At 65.2% G+C, this 16054-nt stretch carries 14 protein-coding genes; 5 read left to right on the forward strand and 9 right to left on the reverse strand.

Going from position 1 to position 16054, the window contains the following annotated elements; translation table 11 throughout:
• Together IVB32_RS03525 and IVB32_RS03530 are read right to left on the reverse strand one after the other, a co-directional pair.
• A partial coding sequence (locus IVB32_RS03525; RefSeq protein ID WP_247409833.1) for an apolipoprotein A1/A4/E family protein occupies positions 1 to 4833 on the reverse strand: 4833 nt, incomplete at its 3' end.
• Positions 4834 to 4975: 142 nt separating this feature from the next.
• Complete coding sequence (locus IVB32_RS03530; protein WP_247409834.1) at positions 4976 to 5230, reverse strand: hypothetical protein; 255 nt, start codon at positions 5228 to 5230, stop codon at positions 4976 to 4978.
• Here IVB32_RS03530 and IVB32_RS03535 point away from each other — a divergent pair.
• Together IVB32_RS03535 and IVB32_RS03540 are read left to right on the forward strand one after the other, a co-directional pair.
• Positions 5229 to 5603, forward strand: a complete 375-nt coding sequence (locus IVB32_RS03535) for an Hpt domain-containing protein (RefSeq protein WP_247297148.1) — start codon at positions 5229 to 5231, stop codon at positions 5601 to 5603. The two genes, IVB32_RS03530 and IVB32_RS03535, sit on opposite strands and share 2 nt — an antisense overlap.
• A gap of 166 nt (positions 5604 to 5769) precedes the next feature.
• Positions 5770 to 6090, forward strand: a complete 321-nt coding sequence (locus IVB32_RS03540) for a 2Fe-2S iron-sulfur cluster-binding protein (RefSeq protein ID WP_007602043.1) — start codon at positions 5770 to 5772, stop codon at positions 6088 to 6090.
• Positions 6091 to 6102: 12 nt separating this feature from the next.
• Here IVB32_RS03540 and IVB32_RS03545 read toward each other — a convergent pair whose 3' ends face one another.
• The gene (locus tag IVB32_RS03545) at positions 6103 to 6570 is read right to left on the reverse strand and encodes a thioesterase family protein (protein WP_247297155.1); all 468 of its coding nucleotides are present in this window, start codon (positions 6568 to 6570) and stop codon (positions 6103 to 6105) included.
• 182 nt (positions 6571 to 6752) lie between these two features.
• On the opposite strand from IVB32_RS03545, the gene IVB32_RS03550 reads away from it, so the two are divergent.
• The 3 genes from IVB32_RS03550 to IVB32_RS03560 all read left to right on the forward strand — a co-directional run bounded on the left by IVB32_RS03550 (position 6753) and on the right by IVB32_RS03560 (position 9228).
• Entirely contained in the window at positions 6753 to 7781 is a 1029-nt protein-coding gene (locus IVB32_RS03550) for an NAD(P)/FAD-dependent oxidoreductase (RefSeq protein WP_247409835.1), read from the forward strand.
• A gap of 115 nt (positions 7782 to 7896) precedes the next feature.
• Entirely contained in the window at positions 7897 to 8499 is a 603-nt protein-coding gene (locus tag IVB32_RS03555) for a DUF2147 domain-containing protein (RefSeq protein WP_026233392.1), read from the forward strand.
• A gap of 372 nt (positions 8500 to 8871) precedes the next feature.
• Positions 8872 to 9228 (forward strand): hypothetical protein, encoded by a 357-nt coding sequence (locus IVB32_RS03560; RefSeq protein WP_026233393.1) that lies wholly within the window; start codon positions 8872 to 8874, stop codon positions 9226 to 9228.
• A gap of 55 nt (positions 9229 to 9283) precedes the next feature.
• Here IVB32_RS03560 and IVB32_RS03565 read toward each other — a convergent pair whose 3' ends face one another.
• From IVB32_RS03565 to IVB32_RS03590, 6 genes are all read right to left on the reverse strand, one after another.
• Positions 9284 to 9553, reverse strand: coding sequence for a hypothetical protein (locus IVB32_RS03565; protein WP_018457539.1), 270 nt, complete (start codon positions 9551 to 9553; stop codon positions 9284 to 9286).
• Between the two features lie 260 nt (positions 9554 to 9813).
• Entirely contained in the window at positions 9814 to 11355 is a 1542-nt protein-coding gene (gene garD, locus IVB32_RS03570) for a galactarate dehydratase (protein ID WP_018457540.1), read from the reverse strand.
• A gap of 129 nt (positions 11356 to 11484) precedes the next feature.
• Positions 11485 to 12933: an aldehyde dehydrogenase family protein gene (locus IVB32_RS03575; protein ID WP_018457541.1), complete on the reverse strand. Its 1449-nt coding sequence runs from the start codon at positions 12931 to 12933 to the stop codon at positions 11485 to 11487.
• 17 nt (positions 12934 to 12950) lie between these two features.
• Positions 12951 to 14294, reverse strand: coding sequence for a glucarate dehydratase (gene gudD, locus IVB32_RS03580; RefSeq protein ID WP_018457542.1), 1344 nt, complete (start codon positions 14292 to 14294; stop codon positions 12951 to 12953).
• Positions 14295 to 14318: 24 nt separating this feature from the next.
• Positions 14319 to 15263 (reverse strand): 5-dehydro-4-deoxyglucarate dehydratase, encoded by a 945-nt coding sequence (gene kdgD, locus IVB32_RS03585; protein WP_007602056.1) that lies wholly within the window; start codon positions 15261 to 15263, stop codon positions 14319 to 14321.
• A gap of 125 nt (positions 15264 to 15388) precedes the next feature.
• Positions 15389 to 16054 (reverse strand): LysR substrate-binding domain-containing protein (locus IVB32_RS03590; protein ID WP_247409836.1); only part of this gene is annotated, 666 nt, incomplete at its 5' end.

Below are 16054 nucleotides of genomic sequence, written 5' to 3' on the forward strand. Positions count from 1 at the left end.
GGAACCGGCGCCGGCGGTCTCCGCGACGACGCGGGCGATGTCGCGGGCACGCTCTTCGGCGGCCGCCAGCGATTCGTCGAGCAGGCCGGTGAAGCGCGACAGGCGCTGGTCGAGATCGGCCGTGCGCAGGTCGATCGTGGTGACGAGCGATTCCAGCGCCTCCTTGCGTTCGGCGAGCGAGGCGGTGGTGTTCTTGTTGCTCTGTTCCACCACCTGCGCGGCCTCGACGAGTGCCTTGCCGTGCGCGTCGAACTGGGTCGACAGCTCGCCGAGATCCTGGAGCGCCCGGGTGGTCTTGCTGTTGAAGACGTTGAGCTGGTCTTCCAGGTTCTGCGTCGCAGCGCCGTTGCGCGAGGTGACGTCGTTCATCGCCGAGACGAAGTCGGCGACGCGCGTCACCAGCGCCCGCTCGAGCGAGTTGAGGTTATCGTGCGCACCGGTCAGCACCTCCTGGAGCAGGATGTTGCCTTCGCGCAGGCGCTCGAACAGGGCGACCGTGTCGGTGCGCAGGATCTTGCTGGTCTCCTGCATCTCGGTGACGGCCGCGATCGAGACCTGGCGCGACTGGTCGATTGCCGCGCGGGAGGCCTGCTCGAGGTCCTTGAGCGACTTGTTGACGGCACCCGTCGCCATCTCGCTCGCCGAGTTGATGGTTCGCGCCACCTCGGAGCCGTTGCCCATCATGGTCTGCGAGAACGCATGTCCGCGCGTCTCGATCGACTTCAGCGCGTCGGATGTGACGCGGTCGATGTCGAGCGTGAGCTGGCTGGTCTTGGAGCCGATCGCGTCCACGAGCGAGCCGCGCTTGGCGTCGATCATGTTGGCGAGACGGTCGGACTGCTGCTGCACGTAGGTGACGATCTCGTCGGTCTTGCCGGTCATGGCCTGGCCGAAGCTGCTGCTGGCGGCGAGCACCGAGCGCTCGACGTCGGCCGAACTCGACTTGACCCGCGAGCTCGCCTCGTTGGAGGCGTTGATCAACGCGTTCTGGGCGTTGAGCGCGCTGGTCTGGATGTCGTTGGTCGCGTTCGCGGTGGCCGTGCTCAGCGTACGCTCGATCTCGCTCGAGATCGTGCGGATCTGGCTTGCGGCATCCGCCGAGGTCGAGGTCAGCGAGGTCTGCGCCTCACGCGCGCTGTTGAGGATGGTCGAGGCGGTGTCGGCGCCGACCGAGGTCAGCGTGCGCTCGATGTCTATGGTCAGCGACTTGATCTGGCTCGCAGCGTCCGTCGAGGCGGAGATCAGCGTGCCCTGGGCCTCGCGTACGCCGCTGGTGAGCGCCTCGATGGTGGCCCCGCCGGCGGTCGCCAGCGCGCGCTGCATCTCGGCCGCCAGCGAACGAACCTGGCCGGTCTGTTCGGCGGAGACCGCCAGCAGGGTGCTCTGGGCATCGCGGGCGCTGGTCGTGATCGTCTCGGCGGTCGACTGGCCGACCTGCGAGAGCGAGCGATGCACTTCGGCGGCGAGAGACTTGACCTGGCTCGCCGCATCCGAGGACGCGCTGACGAGCGTGCTCTGGGCTTCGCGGGCGCCGGTCATGATGGTCTCTGCCGTCGCGGTTCCCGCCATCGAGAGCGAGCGCTGCACGTCCGAGGACAGCGCCTTGATCTGGTTGGCGGTCTCGCTCGAGGCCGCGATCAGCGCGCTCTGCGCATCGCGGGCGCCGGCGGTGATCGATTCCGCCGTTGTGGTGCCGGCCATCGACAGCGAGCGCTGCACGTCGGCGGTGAGGGTCTTGACGTGGTTGGCGGCGTCCGAGGACGCCGTGACGAGCGTGGTCTGTACCTCGCGGGCACCGGCCAGGATCGAGGCGGCGGTCGCCGAGCCTGCTGACGACAGCGTGCGTTCGACGTCGGCGGTGAGAGTCTTGACGTGGTTGGCCGCATCCGAGGACGCCGTCACGAGCGTGGTCTGCACCTCGCGGGCACCGGCCAGGATCGAGGCGGCGGTCGCCGAGCCTGCCGACGACAGCGTGCGTTCGACGTCGGCCGCGAGCCCCTTGATCTGGTTGGAGGCATCGCCCGACGCGGCGACCAGCGTCGACTGGGCTTCGCGGGCGCTGGTCAGGATCGAGTTCGCGGCACCGGTGCCGACGGCGGTCAGCGCGCGCTCGACCTCGGCGGAGGTCATCTTGAGCTGGGCATTGACGTCGGAGGAGACCGTCATCAGCGACTGCTGCGCGGTGCGCGCACCGGTCTGGATGGTCTCGCTGGTGTTGACCACGAGGTTGGTGAGCGAGCGCTCGGCGTCCTCGACATGCGAGCGGATCGCGGTCGATATCATCTCGGCGCGGGACATCATGTCCTCGCTGGCCTGGCGTCCGCTGCTCTCGATGCGGCCGGCGACGGCCTCGACGCGCGAGCCGAGCAGGTCCTCGAACTGCGCCACGCGCACGTCGATGTCGCTGGCGACCGCGCCGACCTTGGTCTCGATGGCCTGCTGGATGTCCTGGAAGCGCGCCGTGACCGTGTCGGTCAGGTGCATGCTGCGGCCATCGATGATCTCGGCAACGCCGGTGATGCGGCGATCGATCGCCTCGATCGCCTGCGCGGTGCCGTCCGTGAGTGTCGAGGTCAGCAGGGTGAGGCGGGAATCGATCGACTGCACGGCCTGCGAGGCGCCGTTCGTCACCGCGCTGGTCAGGTAGGTGAGGCGCGTGTCGATGGATTCGAGCGCCTGCGACGCGCCGCCGGTGAGGGTGGTCGTCAGATGCGTGAGGCGCGTGTCGATCGTCTGGATGGTCTGCGACGCGCCATCGGTCAGCGAGGTCGCGAGGTGGTTGAGGCGGTTGTCGATGGTCTCGACAGCCTGAGACGCGCCGTCGGTCAGCGACGTCGTGAGATGGGTGAGGCGGGAGTCGATCGACTGGATCGCCTGCGCGGCGCCGTCGGTCAGCGACGAGGCGAGGGTGTTGAGCCGTCCGTCGATGGTCTCGGTGACCGACTTCGCACGGGTATCGAACGACTGTTCGAGCGCGGCGACGCGGCCGACGAGCTGTTCGTCGAAGGTCTTGATGTGACCGTCGATCGTGGAGTCGAGGCTCGAGATCTTGCCGTTCAGCGAGGCATCGAGGTTGCTGACACGTTCGCCGATCGTGGTCTCGAACTGCACCAGGCGCTGGTCGAGCACAGCCGTGATCGCGCCGCCATTGGCGGTGAAGCGGGTGTCGAAATTGTCGACATAGCTCTTCAGCGACTCATGGATGTCCTGCGTGCGCTGGCCCATCCGATCGACGATCTCGCCGCCGAAGGTCTTCACGGTGCGGTCGAACTCGGAGATGTGGCGGGTGATCAGCGCGCCCAGCGTGCCGGAGTCGCGGGCGAACTTCTCGACCAGCTCGGTACCCTGGTTCTTCACCAGCTCGTCGAAGGCGCTCATCTGGAGCGACAGCGAGTCGTGCGCGGTCTCGGTCTGGCTGACGACCTTGGCGACCAGCGTGTTGACGGTGGCGTCGAGTGCTTCGCTGGCCTTGTCGCCGGAGGTCATGATTTGGCCGGCGAGGCGGTTGCCGGCGTCGTCGATCTTGGCGGAGAGGTCGTTGGAGCGCAGCTCGAGCTCGAGCAGCAGCGAGTCCGACGAATTCTTCAGGCTGTCGTGGACCTGCTCGGTGCGCTCGGAGATGCCGTCGACGATCGCGGCGGAGCGCTGCTCGAACTCGCCGGTGATGCGGTCGATGCGCTCGTTCAGCATTTCGTGGACGCGGTCGGCCAGGTCGACGAACTCGTCGTGAACGTGGCCGGTCTTGAAATTGAGGCTGGTGGTCAGCCGCTCGCTGGCGTCGAGCACGGCGCGGGTGGTCTCGTTGCTGGCCTCCTCGAGGCGGTCGAGCAGGTCGCCGCCGCGCTCGCCGAGCGCGAGGATCATGTTGTCGCCGGCGTTGCTGAGCGCACCGGTGATGTGGGCGCCGCGCTCTTCGAGTGCGCCGGTGATGGACTTGGCGACCTCGTCGACGCGCGAGGCGATCGCGTCCGAGATCAGCGCGATGTCATGGCGCAAATCGATCTGCACGCCGGAGATGGCGCTGCGGACCTGCTCGGCCTGGCCGACCAGATTGTCGCGCTGATGCGCGATGTCCTGGAGCAGGGCGCGGATGCGCACTTCGTTGTCGGAATAGGCGCGTTCGAGCGCCGCGACCTCGTTGGCGACCAGCGTCTCGAGCTCGCCGGCGCGCGCGATGGCGCGCTCGATGCCGTCGCCCATCGCCGCAACCTCGCGGCGGATGGCCTGGCCGACGGTCACCATGGAATCCGAAGCCGAGCCTTCCGGCTCGGAGAAGCGGATCGCAACCTGGGCCATCGCCTGCGCGACCGAGCTCATTTGCTGGCCGCGCCAGACGAGGCTCGCCAGGAAGAAGAACAGCATGATCGGCGCGAAGAACATCGTGACGAGGCCGGCAATGGCCAAGACGCCGCCGCTCTGGCCCATCGCGGCCTGGATCGATGGCAGGAAGCCGACCGTCAGTGCGGCGCAGGCGGCCAGCCAGATGACGGTGAAGATTGTCGCGCCCGTGTAGATGTTGCGGGTCGGGCGTCCCGTCTGCAACGTCTGCAAGAGCTGGCCGATGGTCGCACGGTCGTCATTGGCGGCGCGGCGCGAGGAGCGCGGCTCCTCGATCTGGTCGAACACCGCGCGTTCGTTCGCGGCAGGGCGCGCGTCGAAGCTCGGTTCGTCGAACATCGGGGGAGCTGGTGGCGCGACCGGGGGCGACGTTTCGCTGCGCATCGAGGCGTTGCGGCTGGTGTCCGCGGCCGTGTCGCTGATGTTCAGGGCTTCCTGGATTGCAGAAAGCGCATCTTCTGTGGGGTCTTTGACCTTTTTCGGAGTGTTTGCCATGTTCAGTCCGAGCCCTCGTTACTTGTACGCGTCCCCCCGCGAGCTCTGCGCGCTACGCAAGCCCACAGTCCGGATCATGCCGCTTGCGCGGATCTCCGAGCCATCCCACCCGGACGGCTTGTCCGCCAATTTCTCCAACATCCTATTGGCAGAGCGTCGCGAATGAAATGCCCGCGATTAAGACAATCTTAATCATCGTTAACAGGATCGTGCCGTAACGCCTTAGCAATAAATGCAATTCTCCACCGGACTCGCCGGATTGCGGCAACTTTTCGTCAATAAGCAGGCAGATTTGCGCAAAACGGCCAGAACATTTCGTTAACCATTTCCATGCTTGGGTGGAGGGAACTTGACCGCCGGACCGGCGGACATCGCGCGATGCCGGGGCCTGCGCCATGACGCCTGAACTGCAACGGATGGACTGGATGCCCTCGCCCCCGCTTGCACCGATCGAAAGCCCGCTCGACCTCGATCATCTCTCACGCATGACGCTCGGCGATTCCGAGCTGGAGCAGGAAGTGCTGGCGATGTTTGCCGAGCAGACGGTGCGCCTGATCGCGACGATGGCAGCGCTGCCGGCCGAAGCCGGCGCACTCGCCCACAAGCTCAAGGGCTCGGCGCGCGGGATCGGCGCCTTTGCAGTGGCGGATGCCGCAGCCAGCCTGGAGACTGCGATCCAGACCGGCCAGGGCCGGCCTCACGCCTTCGCCGCGCTGAAAGAGGCGGTGACCGAGGCTCGCGCCGCCATCGAGGCGATCCTGAATCCTTAGGCCAACAGGGCCCGAACCGTGCTGTAGTCTTTTGTTTTGACGGGTCTTCTTCCCGCGAAGCGGTATTCGCGACTTCATCAAAACGCTATGGCGCCGGGCTGACCGACCCGTTATAGGACAGCCCGGACCCTCCTTCATTCCCTAGATCGCGGCAGCACGAGCACACATGGCCAAAATCCACTTTGTCGATCACAAGGGCGAAACCCGTACGGTGGACGTCGAGAACGGCGCGACTGTGATGGAAGCCGCCATCCGCAACAGCATTCCCGGCATCGAGGCCGAATGCGGCGGCGCCTGCGCCTGCGCCACCTGTCATGTCTATGTCGACGAAGCGTGGCGCGAGAAGGTCGGTAGCCCGACGCCGATGGAAGAGGACATGCTCGACTTCGGCTTCGACGTGCGCCCGAACTCGCGCCTGTCCTGCCAAATCAAGGTCTCCGACGATCTCGACGGCCTCGTGGTGGCGACGCCGGAACGGCAGGCCTAACTCTCTTAGCTATCATGTGCTGGGCTGCGCGACCTGGATGCCGCGCTTATGCCAGGGGCTGAGCTTCTCGAGCACTTCCGCAGTCAGCGGCGTTGGCCGGCGCGACGTTTCGTCGATCATCACGGCGACCGATGTCGCCGATGCAATGCACTTCCCTTCCGAAAACACCACCTGCTCGAACGTCACCGACGTTCGCCCCAGTTTCACCACGCCGAGACCGAGCTCGATCGTATTCGGCCAGTGCAGCTCCGCGCGAAAATGGATGTCGAGCCGCACCATGATCCAGGCAAGTCCGGGCGGCGTCAGGCCGTATTCCGGGAGCTTCATCAGCGTGACACGGCCGGTCTCGAAATAGGTGGCGTAGACCGCGTTGTTGACGTGCTGGTTAGGGTCGAGATCGCCGAAGCGGACATTGTCGCTGAGGCGAAAAGGGTAGTCCTCCAGGCGCGGCGTCGTATCGAGGCGGCTTGGTGCGTTCACCGATTGATCTCCGTCATATCGTTGCTGGTTACAGCCCAGTTATCCTGACCCGGCAAGTGGGCGCGGCCGCGGGGCGCTCCCGCTTTTATGCCTTCCCTGATCCATCCCCGTTGGCTAGACAGGCAGGGTCACCTCGGCCCAAAGGGCGCCGTCCCACCGATATCGACCGATAAAGAGACGACATGAGCGACGCGATCAAAACCGATGTGCTGATTATTGGCGCGGGCCCCTGCGGTCTGTTCGCCGCCTTCGAACTGGGCCTTCTCGACATGAAGACGCATTTCGTCGACATCCTCGACAAGGTCGGCGGCCAGTGCGCAGAGCTCTATCCGGAAAAGCCGATCTACGACATTCCTGGCATTCCGCAGGTTTCGGGGCAGGGCCTCACCGACGCGCTGATGGAGCAGATCAAGCCGTTCCATCCGACCTTCCATCTCGGCGAGATGATCGAGACCATGGAGAAAATCGGCGATCCGCTGTTCCGCTGCACCACGGACGCCGGCAAGGTGTTCGAATGCAAGGTGCTGGTGATCGCTGCCGGCGGCGGCTCGTTCCAGCCCAAGCGTCCCCCGGTGCCGGGGATCGAAGCCTATGAAGGAAGCTCGGTGCACTACGCCGTGCGCAAGATGGAGACGTTCCGCGACAAGAACGTGCTGATCGTGGGCGGCGGCGATTCCGCGCTCGATTGGACGCTCAATCTGCATCCGATCGCCAAGCGCATCACGCTTCTGCACCGTCGCGACGATTTTCGCGCCGCGCCCCACAGCGTCGAGCAGATGCGCGCGCTGGTCGCGGCCGGCAAGATGGATCTTCGGCTCGGCCAGGTCACTGCGCTGTCAGGCAATGAGGGCAAGCTGAGCGGCGCCACCGTGAAGGGCAACGACAACAGCGTGAACGAAATTGCCTGTGACACCATGCTGCCGTTCTTCGGGCTGACCATGAAGCTCGGTCCGGTCGCGAACTGGGGCATCGCGCTGGAGAACAATCTGGTGCCGGTCGAGACATCCGCGTTCGAGACCAACGTGCCAGGCATCTTCGCGATCGGCGACATCAACACCTATCCCGGCAAGATCAAGCTGATCCTGTGCGGCTTCCACGAAGGCGCGCTGATGTCGCAAAAAGCCCATCGCTACGTCTATCCGGGGAAGCGGCTCGTGTTCCAGTACACGACGTCGTCCTCCAGCCTGCAAAAGAAGCTCGGCGTCAACTGATGGCGGGGGCGATGCCTCATGTTTCTGGTGCTGGAACAGTTCGCGAAATCGCCGTAGTCTGCGGCCATTGCAGCTGGCGGCTTAGCAAGGCGATTGGCTCAGCAAGGTGATGAAAATGCGGACTCTCTTTTTCAGCTTTCGGCTGTTCTCGCTTCTCGCGCTCGCGATGACGCTCGGTGCGGTGAGCCCGGTTGTGGCGCAAGTGCAGCAGCCGACCGCCGCAGGCCTCTGGCAGAAGGTCGAAGACGGCAAGACGGTGGGATGGTTTCTCTTCATCGACCACAACGGTGTGTTCGAAGGCGTCATCGCAAAAACCTTCCCGCGGCCCGGCGACGACCCGAACGAGATCTGCGCCAAATGCACGGACGATCGCAAGAACGCGCCGGTGCTCGGGCTCTCCTTCATCCGTGACATGAAGCGCGACGGCTTGAAGTATGACGGCGGCAACGTGGTCAATCCTCGCGACGGCAACATCTGGAAGGCCAAGATGACGGTCAGCCCGGACGGACAGACCCTGACGATGCGCGGTTTCCTCGGCATCTCCCTGTTCGGCAAGGACGAGACCTGGACGCGTCTTCCCGACGCCAACATCGCGCAGGTCGATCCCGCCATCGTCGCGAAATATCTTCCGGCGCAAGCGACCGCCGCGACCAAGCCGGTGCCTGTGGCACCGGCGAAGAAGGGCGGCGCAATGATGGCGCCGGTGCCGAAGCAGTAGGTCTACGTCGCGCGCTGTGCCGCCTGAACTTCGGTAGCTCCACACACCGCCGTCATTGCTCGCGAAGGCGGGGATCCAGTACGCTGCAGCCTGCCCGCGTTCTTGCGCGGTGTCCCCCCGTGCGCAATCGCGCATGCGGCCAGCTATGACAGCGGAGATCTTGGCCCGCGAGCAGCGGTCATACCCGTCGAAAGACCAATGCGTGCCGGACTTGCGCCAGTAGTTCCCCGGAATGCGCGGTGGCGCCGGATTTGCATAGCTATCCGCAAAGCTGTTGGGGGATGAGTCGCCGTCCTTGACGCCTTCGCCGAGTCGCGGAAGGCGGACGGCAGTTATCGCCCCGCGGCGATGATCTCGATCCGCGGAGACGACATGAGACGTGCAATATCGTGTGCCGCCATGCTGCTGGTCCTGACGGTGCTGCTGACGGCCCCGATGATGGCGCGCGACGACGGGCGCTACGCCAACTCGCCATTAAAACCCTGGTTCGAGAGCCTGCACAGCGAATACGGCCAATGCTGCTCGGATGCCGACGGCTATATGGTCGCCGACGTCGACTGGGAATCCGACAAGGGCCGTTATCGCGTGCATCTCGAGGGCGAATGGGTGGTCGTGCCCGACGGCGCCGTCATTACCGAGCCGAACAAGATCGGCCGCACCATGGTGTGGAAGCACTATATCGACGGCCATCCGCGGGTGCGCTGCTTCATGCCGGGCAGCATGACGTAGAGTGAAACGTCATCCCGGGCGACGCGCAGCGTCGAACCCGGAATGGCGTCAAGGCTTAGCGCGCCTCGTTGTTCGCGCTGACGCTCGCAAGCCGCTTCACGCGTGGCGACAGCACCGACATCTGCGCGGGCGAGGCGGGCATGCCGGCGACGATCATCGCGGGCGCAGTCGACTGCTCCTCGATGCCTGGGCCGCCGAGCACCTGGACTTGCGTCGCCGAGATCGGAAACGACGTCACTTCGTAAGAGGGAAGCTCGCCGGCGAACGCGCCTGACGAGTTGGCAATCATCGCTGCGGCAACGGCAACCATCGAAAGAACGCGCATTGGAAAATCTCCGTGAGAAGTGCCAATCGGAGGTTAGGTCGCGGTGATGCCGCAACAGGTTCGCCTGTGTGCGAACATTAGATCGCGGTCGCTGATCTATTTGATTGCGTGATGTCGAGCGACGAAGCGCGAAGGAAGTTTTCCGCGCCAATGTTTCCGGGCGGTTTCGCGGAAGTGGTCGCGCGGTGACGTGTCGGTGCCCTACGTGCCGAAACGGCACCAATGCATCCACGCGGCGAGGCAGCGTCCGCGCGCGGCGCTCAGGTCACTGGCGCCGGATTGAACAGCGTCAAATCGTTGTGGATGCCCCAGCGATCCGACCAGGGTTTCGTGCGGCCGCTGGCGACGTCGAGGATCAGGCGGAACAGGTCCCAGCCGGTTTCCTCGATGGTCTTCTCGCCGGTGGCGATGCCTCCCGCATCGAAATCGATCAGGTCCTTCCAGCGTCGCGCCAGCTCGCTGCGGGTCGAAACCTTGATCACGGGCGCAGCCGCAAGGCCGTAAGGCGTGCCGCGGCCCGTGGTGAACACCTGCAAGGTCATGCCGGAGGCGAGCTGGAGCGTGCCGCAGATGAAGTCGGACGCCGGCGTTGCCGCAAACAGCATGCCCTTCTGCGTCGCCTTCTCGCCGGGCGAGAGGACGCCGGTGATCGCGCTTGATCCGGACTTGACGATCGAGCCGAGCGACTTCTCGACGATGTTGGCGAGGCCGCCCTTCTTGTTGCCGGGCGTGGTGTTGGCGCTGCGGTCCGCGCCGCCACGGGCCAGATAGGAATCGTACCAGGCCATCTCGCGGACCAGCGCGCGGCCGACGTCCTCGTTGATGGCGCGCCGCGTGAGCAACTGGATCGCGTCGCGCACTTCGGTGACTTCCGAGAACATCACGGTGGCGCCGGCGCGCACCAGCAGGTCGGCGGCGAAGCCGACCGCAGGGTTCGCGGTGACGCCGGAGAACGCGTCGCTGCCCCCGCATTGCAGGCCGATGACGAGATCGGCGGCCGGGCAGGTCTCGCGGGTGCGCTTGTTGAGGATCTTGAGGCGGGCCTCTGCCTGGGTCATGATTGCCTCGACGATGGCGCCAAAGCCGTCGAAGGCTTCATCCTGCATGCGCACGATGGCATTGCTGACGCCTTCCGGCACCAGACGCTCGGGCGCAAGCTTCTCGCAGCCGAGGCTGATGACCAGTATCTCGCCGCCGAAATTCGGGTTCTGTGCGATGTTTTGCAGCGTGCGGATCGGAATCACGGCATCAGGCGCGTTGATGGCGACGCCACAGCCATAGGCATGCGTCAGCGGCACGACGTCGTCGACATTCGGATATTTCGGCAGCAGCTCGGCGCGGATGCGCTTCACCGCATATTCCATCGTGCCCTTGACGCATTGCACCGAGGAGGAGATGCCGAGGATGTTCTTGGTGCCGACCGAGCCGTCGGAATTGCGAAAGCCTTCGAACGTGAAACCTTCGAGCGGCGGCAGCGGCGCGGGAACGGCGGTGGAGATTTCCAGCTTGTCGAGGGCAGGGGCCTCCGGCATGCGGATGCGCGCTTCGTCCACCCATTCGCCGGCCAGTATCGGCGCGAGCGCATGGCCGATCACCTCGCCATAGCGGATGATCGGGGCGTCCTGCGGGATGTCGACCAGCGCCGTCTTGTGTCCCTGCGGCACGAAGGCGCGCAGCGTCAGCCCGCTGGCGAAGCGGGAGCCGGCGGGAAGCCCGAAATCATTGACAACGATCGCGACGTTGTCGCGCTCGTTGAGCTTGATGTAGCGAGGCTGCTCTTTCGCTGCGACTGACTGGTCCATCTGCTTTACCTCGGAAACTCAAGTCGTAGGGTGGGCAAAGGCGCAAAGCGCCGTGCCCACCATGCTTCGTGCCGAACGTAAGCGGTGGGCGCGCCTCGCTTTGCCCACCCTACGATATCTTGCCCGTGGTTAGCCGGGATAGGTATAGGCGGTCTTCACCGTCGTGTAGAACTCGCGGGCATAGGAGCCCTGTTCGCGGGCGCCGTAGCTCGAACCCTTCCGGCCACCGAACGGCACGTGATAGTCGACGCCGGCCGTTGGCAGATTGACCATCACCATGCCGGACTCGCTGTTGCGCTTGTAGTGCGAGGCGTATTTAAGGCTGCTGGTGCAGATGCCGGAGGCGAGGCCGAACTCGGTGTCGTTGGAGATCGCGAGCGCCTCCTCGTAGTTCTTGGCGCGAATGACGGCGGCGACCGGGCCGAAGACCTCCTCGCGCGAAATGCGCATGTTGTTGTTGGCCTCGGTGAACAGCGCCGGCTGGAGATAGTGGCCGGGCGTTTCGCGCTTGAGCAACTCGCCGCCCCAGGCGAGCTTGGCACCCTCGTCCTGGCCGATCTTGATGTAGCGCAGGTCCTGGTCGAGCTGGCTCTGGTCGACCACCGGGCCGATATGCACGCCGGCCTTGAGCGCGTCGTCCACCGTGAGGCCTTTCAGGCGCTCGGTCACCGCCGCAACGAAACGGTCGTGAATACCTTCGGTGACGATCAGGCGCGAGGACGCCGTGCAGCGCTGGCCGGTGGAGAAATAGGCGCCGTTGACGGCGACTTCGACGGCGGTCTTGAGATCGGCGTCGTCGAGCACGACCAGCGGGTTCTTGCCGCCCATCTCGAGCTGGAATTTCTTCATGTTGCTCGAGGTCACGCAAGCCTGCGCGATCTTGCGCCCCGTCTGCACCGAGCCGGTGAAGGTGATCGCGGCGACGTCGGGATGCTCGATCAGGGTCTGGCCGACCACGGAGCCCGAGCCGACAACGAGGTTGAACACGCCGGCCGGGATGCCGGAGCGGGTGATGATCTCGGACAGCGCATGCGCCGAGCCCGGCACCAGTTCGGCAGGCTTGAACACCACCGTGTTGCCATAGCAGAGCGCGGGGGCGATCTTCCAGGCGGGGATCGCGATCGGGAAATTCCAGGGAGTGATCATGCCGACGACGCCCATCGGCTCACGGGTGAGCTCGACGTCGATGCCGGGACGGACGGAAGCGCCCTTCTCGCCGATCATGCGCAGCGCCTCGCCGGCGAAGAATGCGAAGATCTGGCCGGCGCGCGCGACCTCGCCAATTCCTTCCGGCAGCGTCTTGCCTTCCTCGCGGGCGAGCAGGCGGCCGAGATCTTCCTTACGGGCGATGATTTCGAGAGAGATCTTGTTCAGCGCGTCATAACGCGCCTGGGGTGTCGACTGCGCCCAAGCGGGGAAGGCGGCCTTGGCGGCTGCGATCGCCTTCTCGGTCTGGGCCTTGTCGGCCTTGGCGTATTCGCCGACGACGTCGTTGGTGTTGGAGGGGTTGATGTTCTTGGTGACGGCGGAGCCATCGACCCATTCGCCGCCGATGAAGTTCTTCAGGATCGCAGTCATAGCTTCCTCCAGAGTTTTTAACGAACCAGGCAAGGACGCTTGTCGTCGAAGGTCCAGCCGGGGATCAGGTCCTGCATGGCAATAGCGTCATCGCGGGCGCCGAGTCCATGCTGCTTGTAGAGGTCATGCGCGGCGTCGATGGCGGCCCTGTCGATTTCGATACCCAGGCCCGGCCTATCCGGCACCGCGATCTTGCCGGCCTTGATCTGGAGCGGCTCCTTCGTCAGGGCCTGACCGTCCTGCCAGATCCAGTGTGTGTCGATCGCGGTGACCTTGCCGGGGGCGGCGGCGCCGACATGGGTGAACATGGCGAGCGAGATGTCGAAATGGTTGTTGGAGTGCGAACCCCAGGTCAGGCCGTTGTCGCGGCAGGTCTGGGCCACGCGCACCGAGCCTTGCATGGTCCAGAAATGGGGATCGGCCAGCGGAATGTCCACCGCGCCGAGGCGCAGCGCATGGGACAATTGCCGCCAATCGGTCGCGATCATGTTGGTCGCGGTCGGCAGGCCCGTTGCGCGGCGGAACTCGGCCATGATCTCACGGCCGGAGAAGCCGCCTTCGGCGCCGCAGGGGTCCTCGGCATAGGCGAGGATGCCGTGCATGTCCTTGCAGAGGCTGATGGCCTCGTCGAGCGACCATGCGCCGTTCGGATCCAGAGTCACGCGCGCATTCGGAAAGCGCCTGGCGATCGCGGTGACGGCCTCGATCTCCTGCTCGCCGCGCAGCACGCCGCCCTTGAGCTTGAAATCGGCGAAGCCGTAATGGTCGTGGGTGGCTTCCGCGAGCCGCACCACGGTCTCCGGCGTCATCGCCTCCTGATGGCGGAGGTTGAACCATTCCGCCTTGCCGGTCTCGCCGCCGACATAGTCGAGCTTGGATTTGCGGCGGTCGCCGACGAAGAAGAGATAGCCCAGCGTCTCGACGCTGGTGCGCTGCTGGCCCTCGCCGAGCAGGGCTGCGACCGGCAGGTTGAGATGCTGGCCGAGCAAATCGAGCAGCGCGGACTCCACGGCCGTGACGGCGTGGATCATGACGCGGAGATCAAAAGTCTGCTTGCCGCGGCCGCCGGCATCGCGATCGGCGAAGGCGGTCCTGATATCGGCGAGGATGTTGTTCATCGCGCCGACGGTCTTGCCGATCACGAGATCACGGGCGTCCTGCAGTGTCTGCCAGATCTTCTGCCCGCCAGGCACCTCGCCGACGCCGGTGTGACCGGCATTGTCGGTGAGGATGACGATGTTGCGGGTGAAGAACGGCGCATGCGCGCCGCTCAAATTGAGGAGCATGCTGTCACGGCCTGCGACCGGGATCACCTGCATCGCGGTGACGACCGGTGCGCCAGTGATCTCGGTCTTGACCATCGCAGGCTCCTCCCTGTGTTGTTGTTATTCTGCAGCCTGTTGTGACGATCGGATGGCGGGCAGATTCTTCACCAGCGCCGTGACTTCCGCGATCTCCTGCTCGGTGAGGTCGGTCAGCGGCGGGCGGACCGGGCCGGAATCGCGGCCGATCACCTTCATGCCGGCCTTGATGATCGAGACCGCATAGCCCTTCTTGCGGTTGCGGATCGCGATGAGGGGCAGGATGAAGTCCTTCAGGCCGGCGTGGATCGTCGCGTGGTCGCGCTTGCGCACGGCGGCGTAGAAATTGGTGGCGAATTCCGGAACGAAGTTGAATACCGCCGAGGAGTAGGTGGTCACGCCCATGTCGAGGTAGGGCAGTGCGAAGGTCTCAGCGGTCGGCAGGCCGCCGATATAGGTCAGGCGGTCGCCGAGCTTGGTGTAGACGCGGGTCATCAGCTCGATGTCGCCGATGCCGTCCTTGTAGCCGACGAGGTTCGGGCAGCGTTCGGCGAGGCGGGCGAGCGTATCGGGCTGGAGGATGGCGTTGTCGCGGTTGTAGACGATGACGCCGATCTTCACGGAGGCGCAGATCGCTTCCACGTGGGCAGCAAGGCCGTCCTGCTCGGCATGGGTGAGATAGGGCGGCAGCAGCAACAAGCCGTCGGCGCCGGCCTTCTCCGCGCCGATCGCGATCTCGCGCGCGGTGGCGGTGCCGTAGCCGGTGCCGGCGAGGACGGGCACGCGGCCCTTGGTCTCGTCCACGGCGATCTTGACGACCTGCGGAACCTCGGCCGCCGTCAGCGAGAAGAACTCGCCGGTGCCGCCTGCGGCAAACAGGCCTGCGACGTCATAGCCGCACAGCCAGTCCATGTTGGCGCGGTAGGTCGCCTCGTCGAAGGAGTAATCCGCCTTGAACGGCGTGACGGGGAAGGACAGGAGGCCGGATCCGATCTTCTGGGCCATTTCCTGCGGGGTCATCTTGCTCATGGGCGCTGCTCCCTGGTCTCGTGTTGTGGAGGACGCAAAGGCTGCGCGTCCATGCGACCGTGGTTTAGGAGACCGTTCGATGCGGGTCCAAGCCAAAGCCTATATCGACCAATGCGAAATCAGCATCAATCTTCCATCGCCTCCGCCGAGGACAATTCGCTCGCGATTTTGACGAGTGCCGAGAGCAGCGGATTCTCGTCGTCGCGGCGCCAGACCATGAACAACTCGACCGGGACGCGGGTGCGCAGCTTCAGCGGCCGCAGGCGGACGTCCGCGATCTTCAGGCTCGCGGCCGCCGCCGGCACGATGGCGAGGCCGAGGCCGGCGCGTACCATGGCGAGGATGGAGTGGATCTGGCTCAGGTGCTGCACATAGCGCGGCAGGATGTCGGCGCGGGTGAACAGCGCCACCAGCACGTCGTGAAAGTAGCGGCTCTCATAGGGCGAATACATCACGAAGGGCTGGTTGTCGAAATCCTTGATCGTGACGCTCTCGGCATTCGCCAGCGGATGCTTTTTCGGGATCGCGGCGAGCAGGGGCTCGGCGACGACGCGGCGGCTGGCGATTTCGGGGCGCGCGATCGGCGGCCTGAGCAGGCCGGCATCGATCTGGCCCGAGGTCAACGCCTCGAACTGGTCGCCCGACACCATCTCCTTCAGCGAGAAGTCCACCTCGGGCAGCTTGGCGCGGCAGGCGGCGACGAGCTCCGGGAGGAAGCCGTAGGCTGCGGCTGCGGTGAAGCCGATCTTCAGCGAGCCGGACTTGCCGAGCGCGATACGGCGGGCGACCTG

The organism is Bradyrhizobium sp. 23, assembly GCF_023073295.1.
Taxonomy (GTDB): domain Bacteria; phylum Pseudomonadota; class Alphaproteobacteria; order Rhizobiales; family Xanthobacteraceae; genus Bradyrhizobium; species Bradyrhizobium canariense_D.

Excerpts from the sequence above, each read along its gene's own strand:
- kdgD (WP_007602056.1), bottom strand. The coding sequence starts at position 15,263 with ATGAGCAAGATGACCCCGCAGGAAATGGCCCAGAAGATCGGATCCGGC.
- gudD (WP_018457542.1), bottom strand. The coding sequence starts at position 14,294 with ATGGTCAAGACCGAGATCACTGGCGCACCGGTCGTCACCGCGATGCAG.
- IVB32_RS03535 (WP_247297148.1), top strand. The coding sequence starts at position 5,229 with ATGACGCCTGAACTGCAACGGATGGACTGGATGCCCTCGCCCCCGCTT.
- IVB32_RS03565 (WP_018457539.1), bottom strand. The coding sequence starts at position 9,553 with ATGCGCGTTCTTTCGATGGTTGCCGTTGCCGCAGCGATGATTGCCAAC.
- IVB32_RS03530 (WP_247409834.1), bottom strand. The coding sequence starts at position 5,230 with ATGGCGCAGGCCCCGGCATCGCGCGATGTCCGCCGGTCCGGCGGTCAA.
- IVB32_RS03560 (WP_026233393.1), top strand. The coding sequence starts at position 8,872 with ATGAGACGTGCAATATCGTGTGCCGCCATGCTGCTGGTCCTGACGGTG.
- IVB32_RS03540 (WP_007602043.1), top strand. The coding sequence starts at position 5,770 with ATGGCCAAAATCCACTTTGTCGATCACAAGGGCGAAACCCGTACGGTG.
- IVB32_RS03550 (WP_247409835.1), top strand. The coding sequence starts at position 6,753 with ATGAGCGACGCGATCAAAACCGATGTGCTGATTATTGGCGCGGGCCCC.
- IVB32_RS03555 (WP_026233392.1), top strand. The coding sequence starts at position 7,897 with ATGCGGACTCTCTTTTTCAGCTTTCGGCTGTTCTCGCTTCTCGCGCTC.
- IVB32_RS03575 (WP_018457541.1), bottom strand. The coding sequence starts at position 12,933 with ATGACTGCGATCCTGAAGAACTTCATCGGCGGCGAATGGGTCGATGGC.
- garD (WP_018457540.1), bottom strand. The coding sequence starts at position 11,355 with ATGGACCAGTCAGTCGCAGCGAAAGAGCAGCCTCGCTACATCAAGCTC.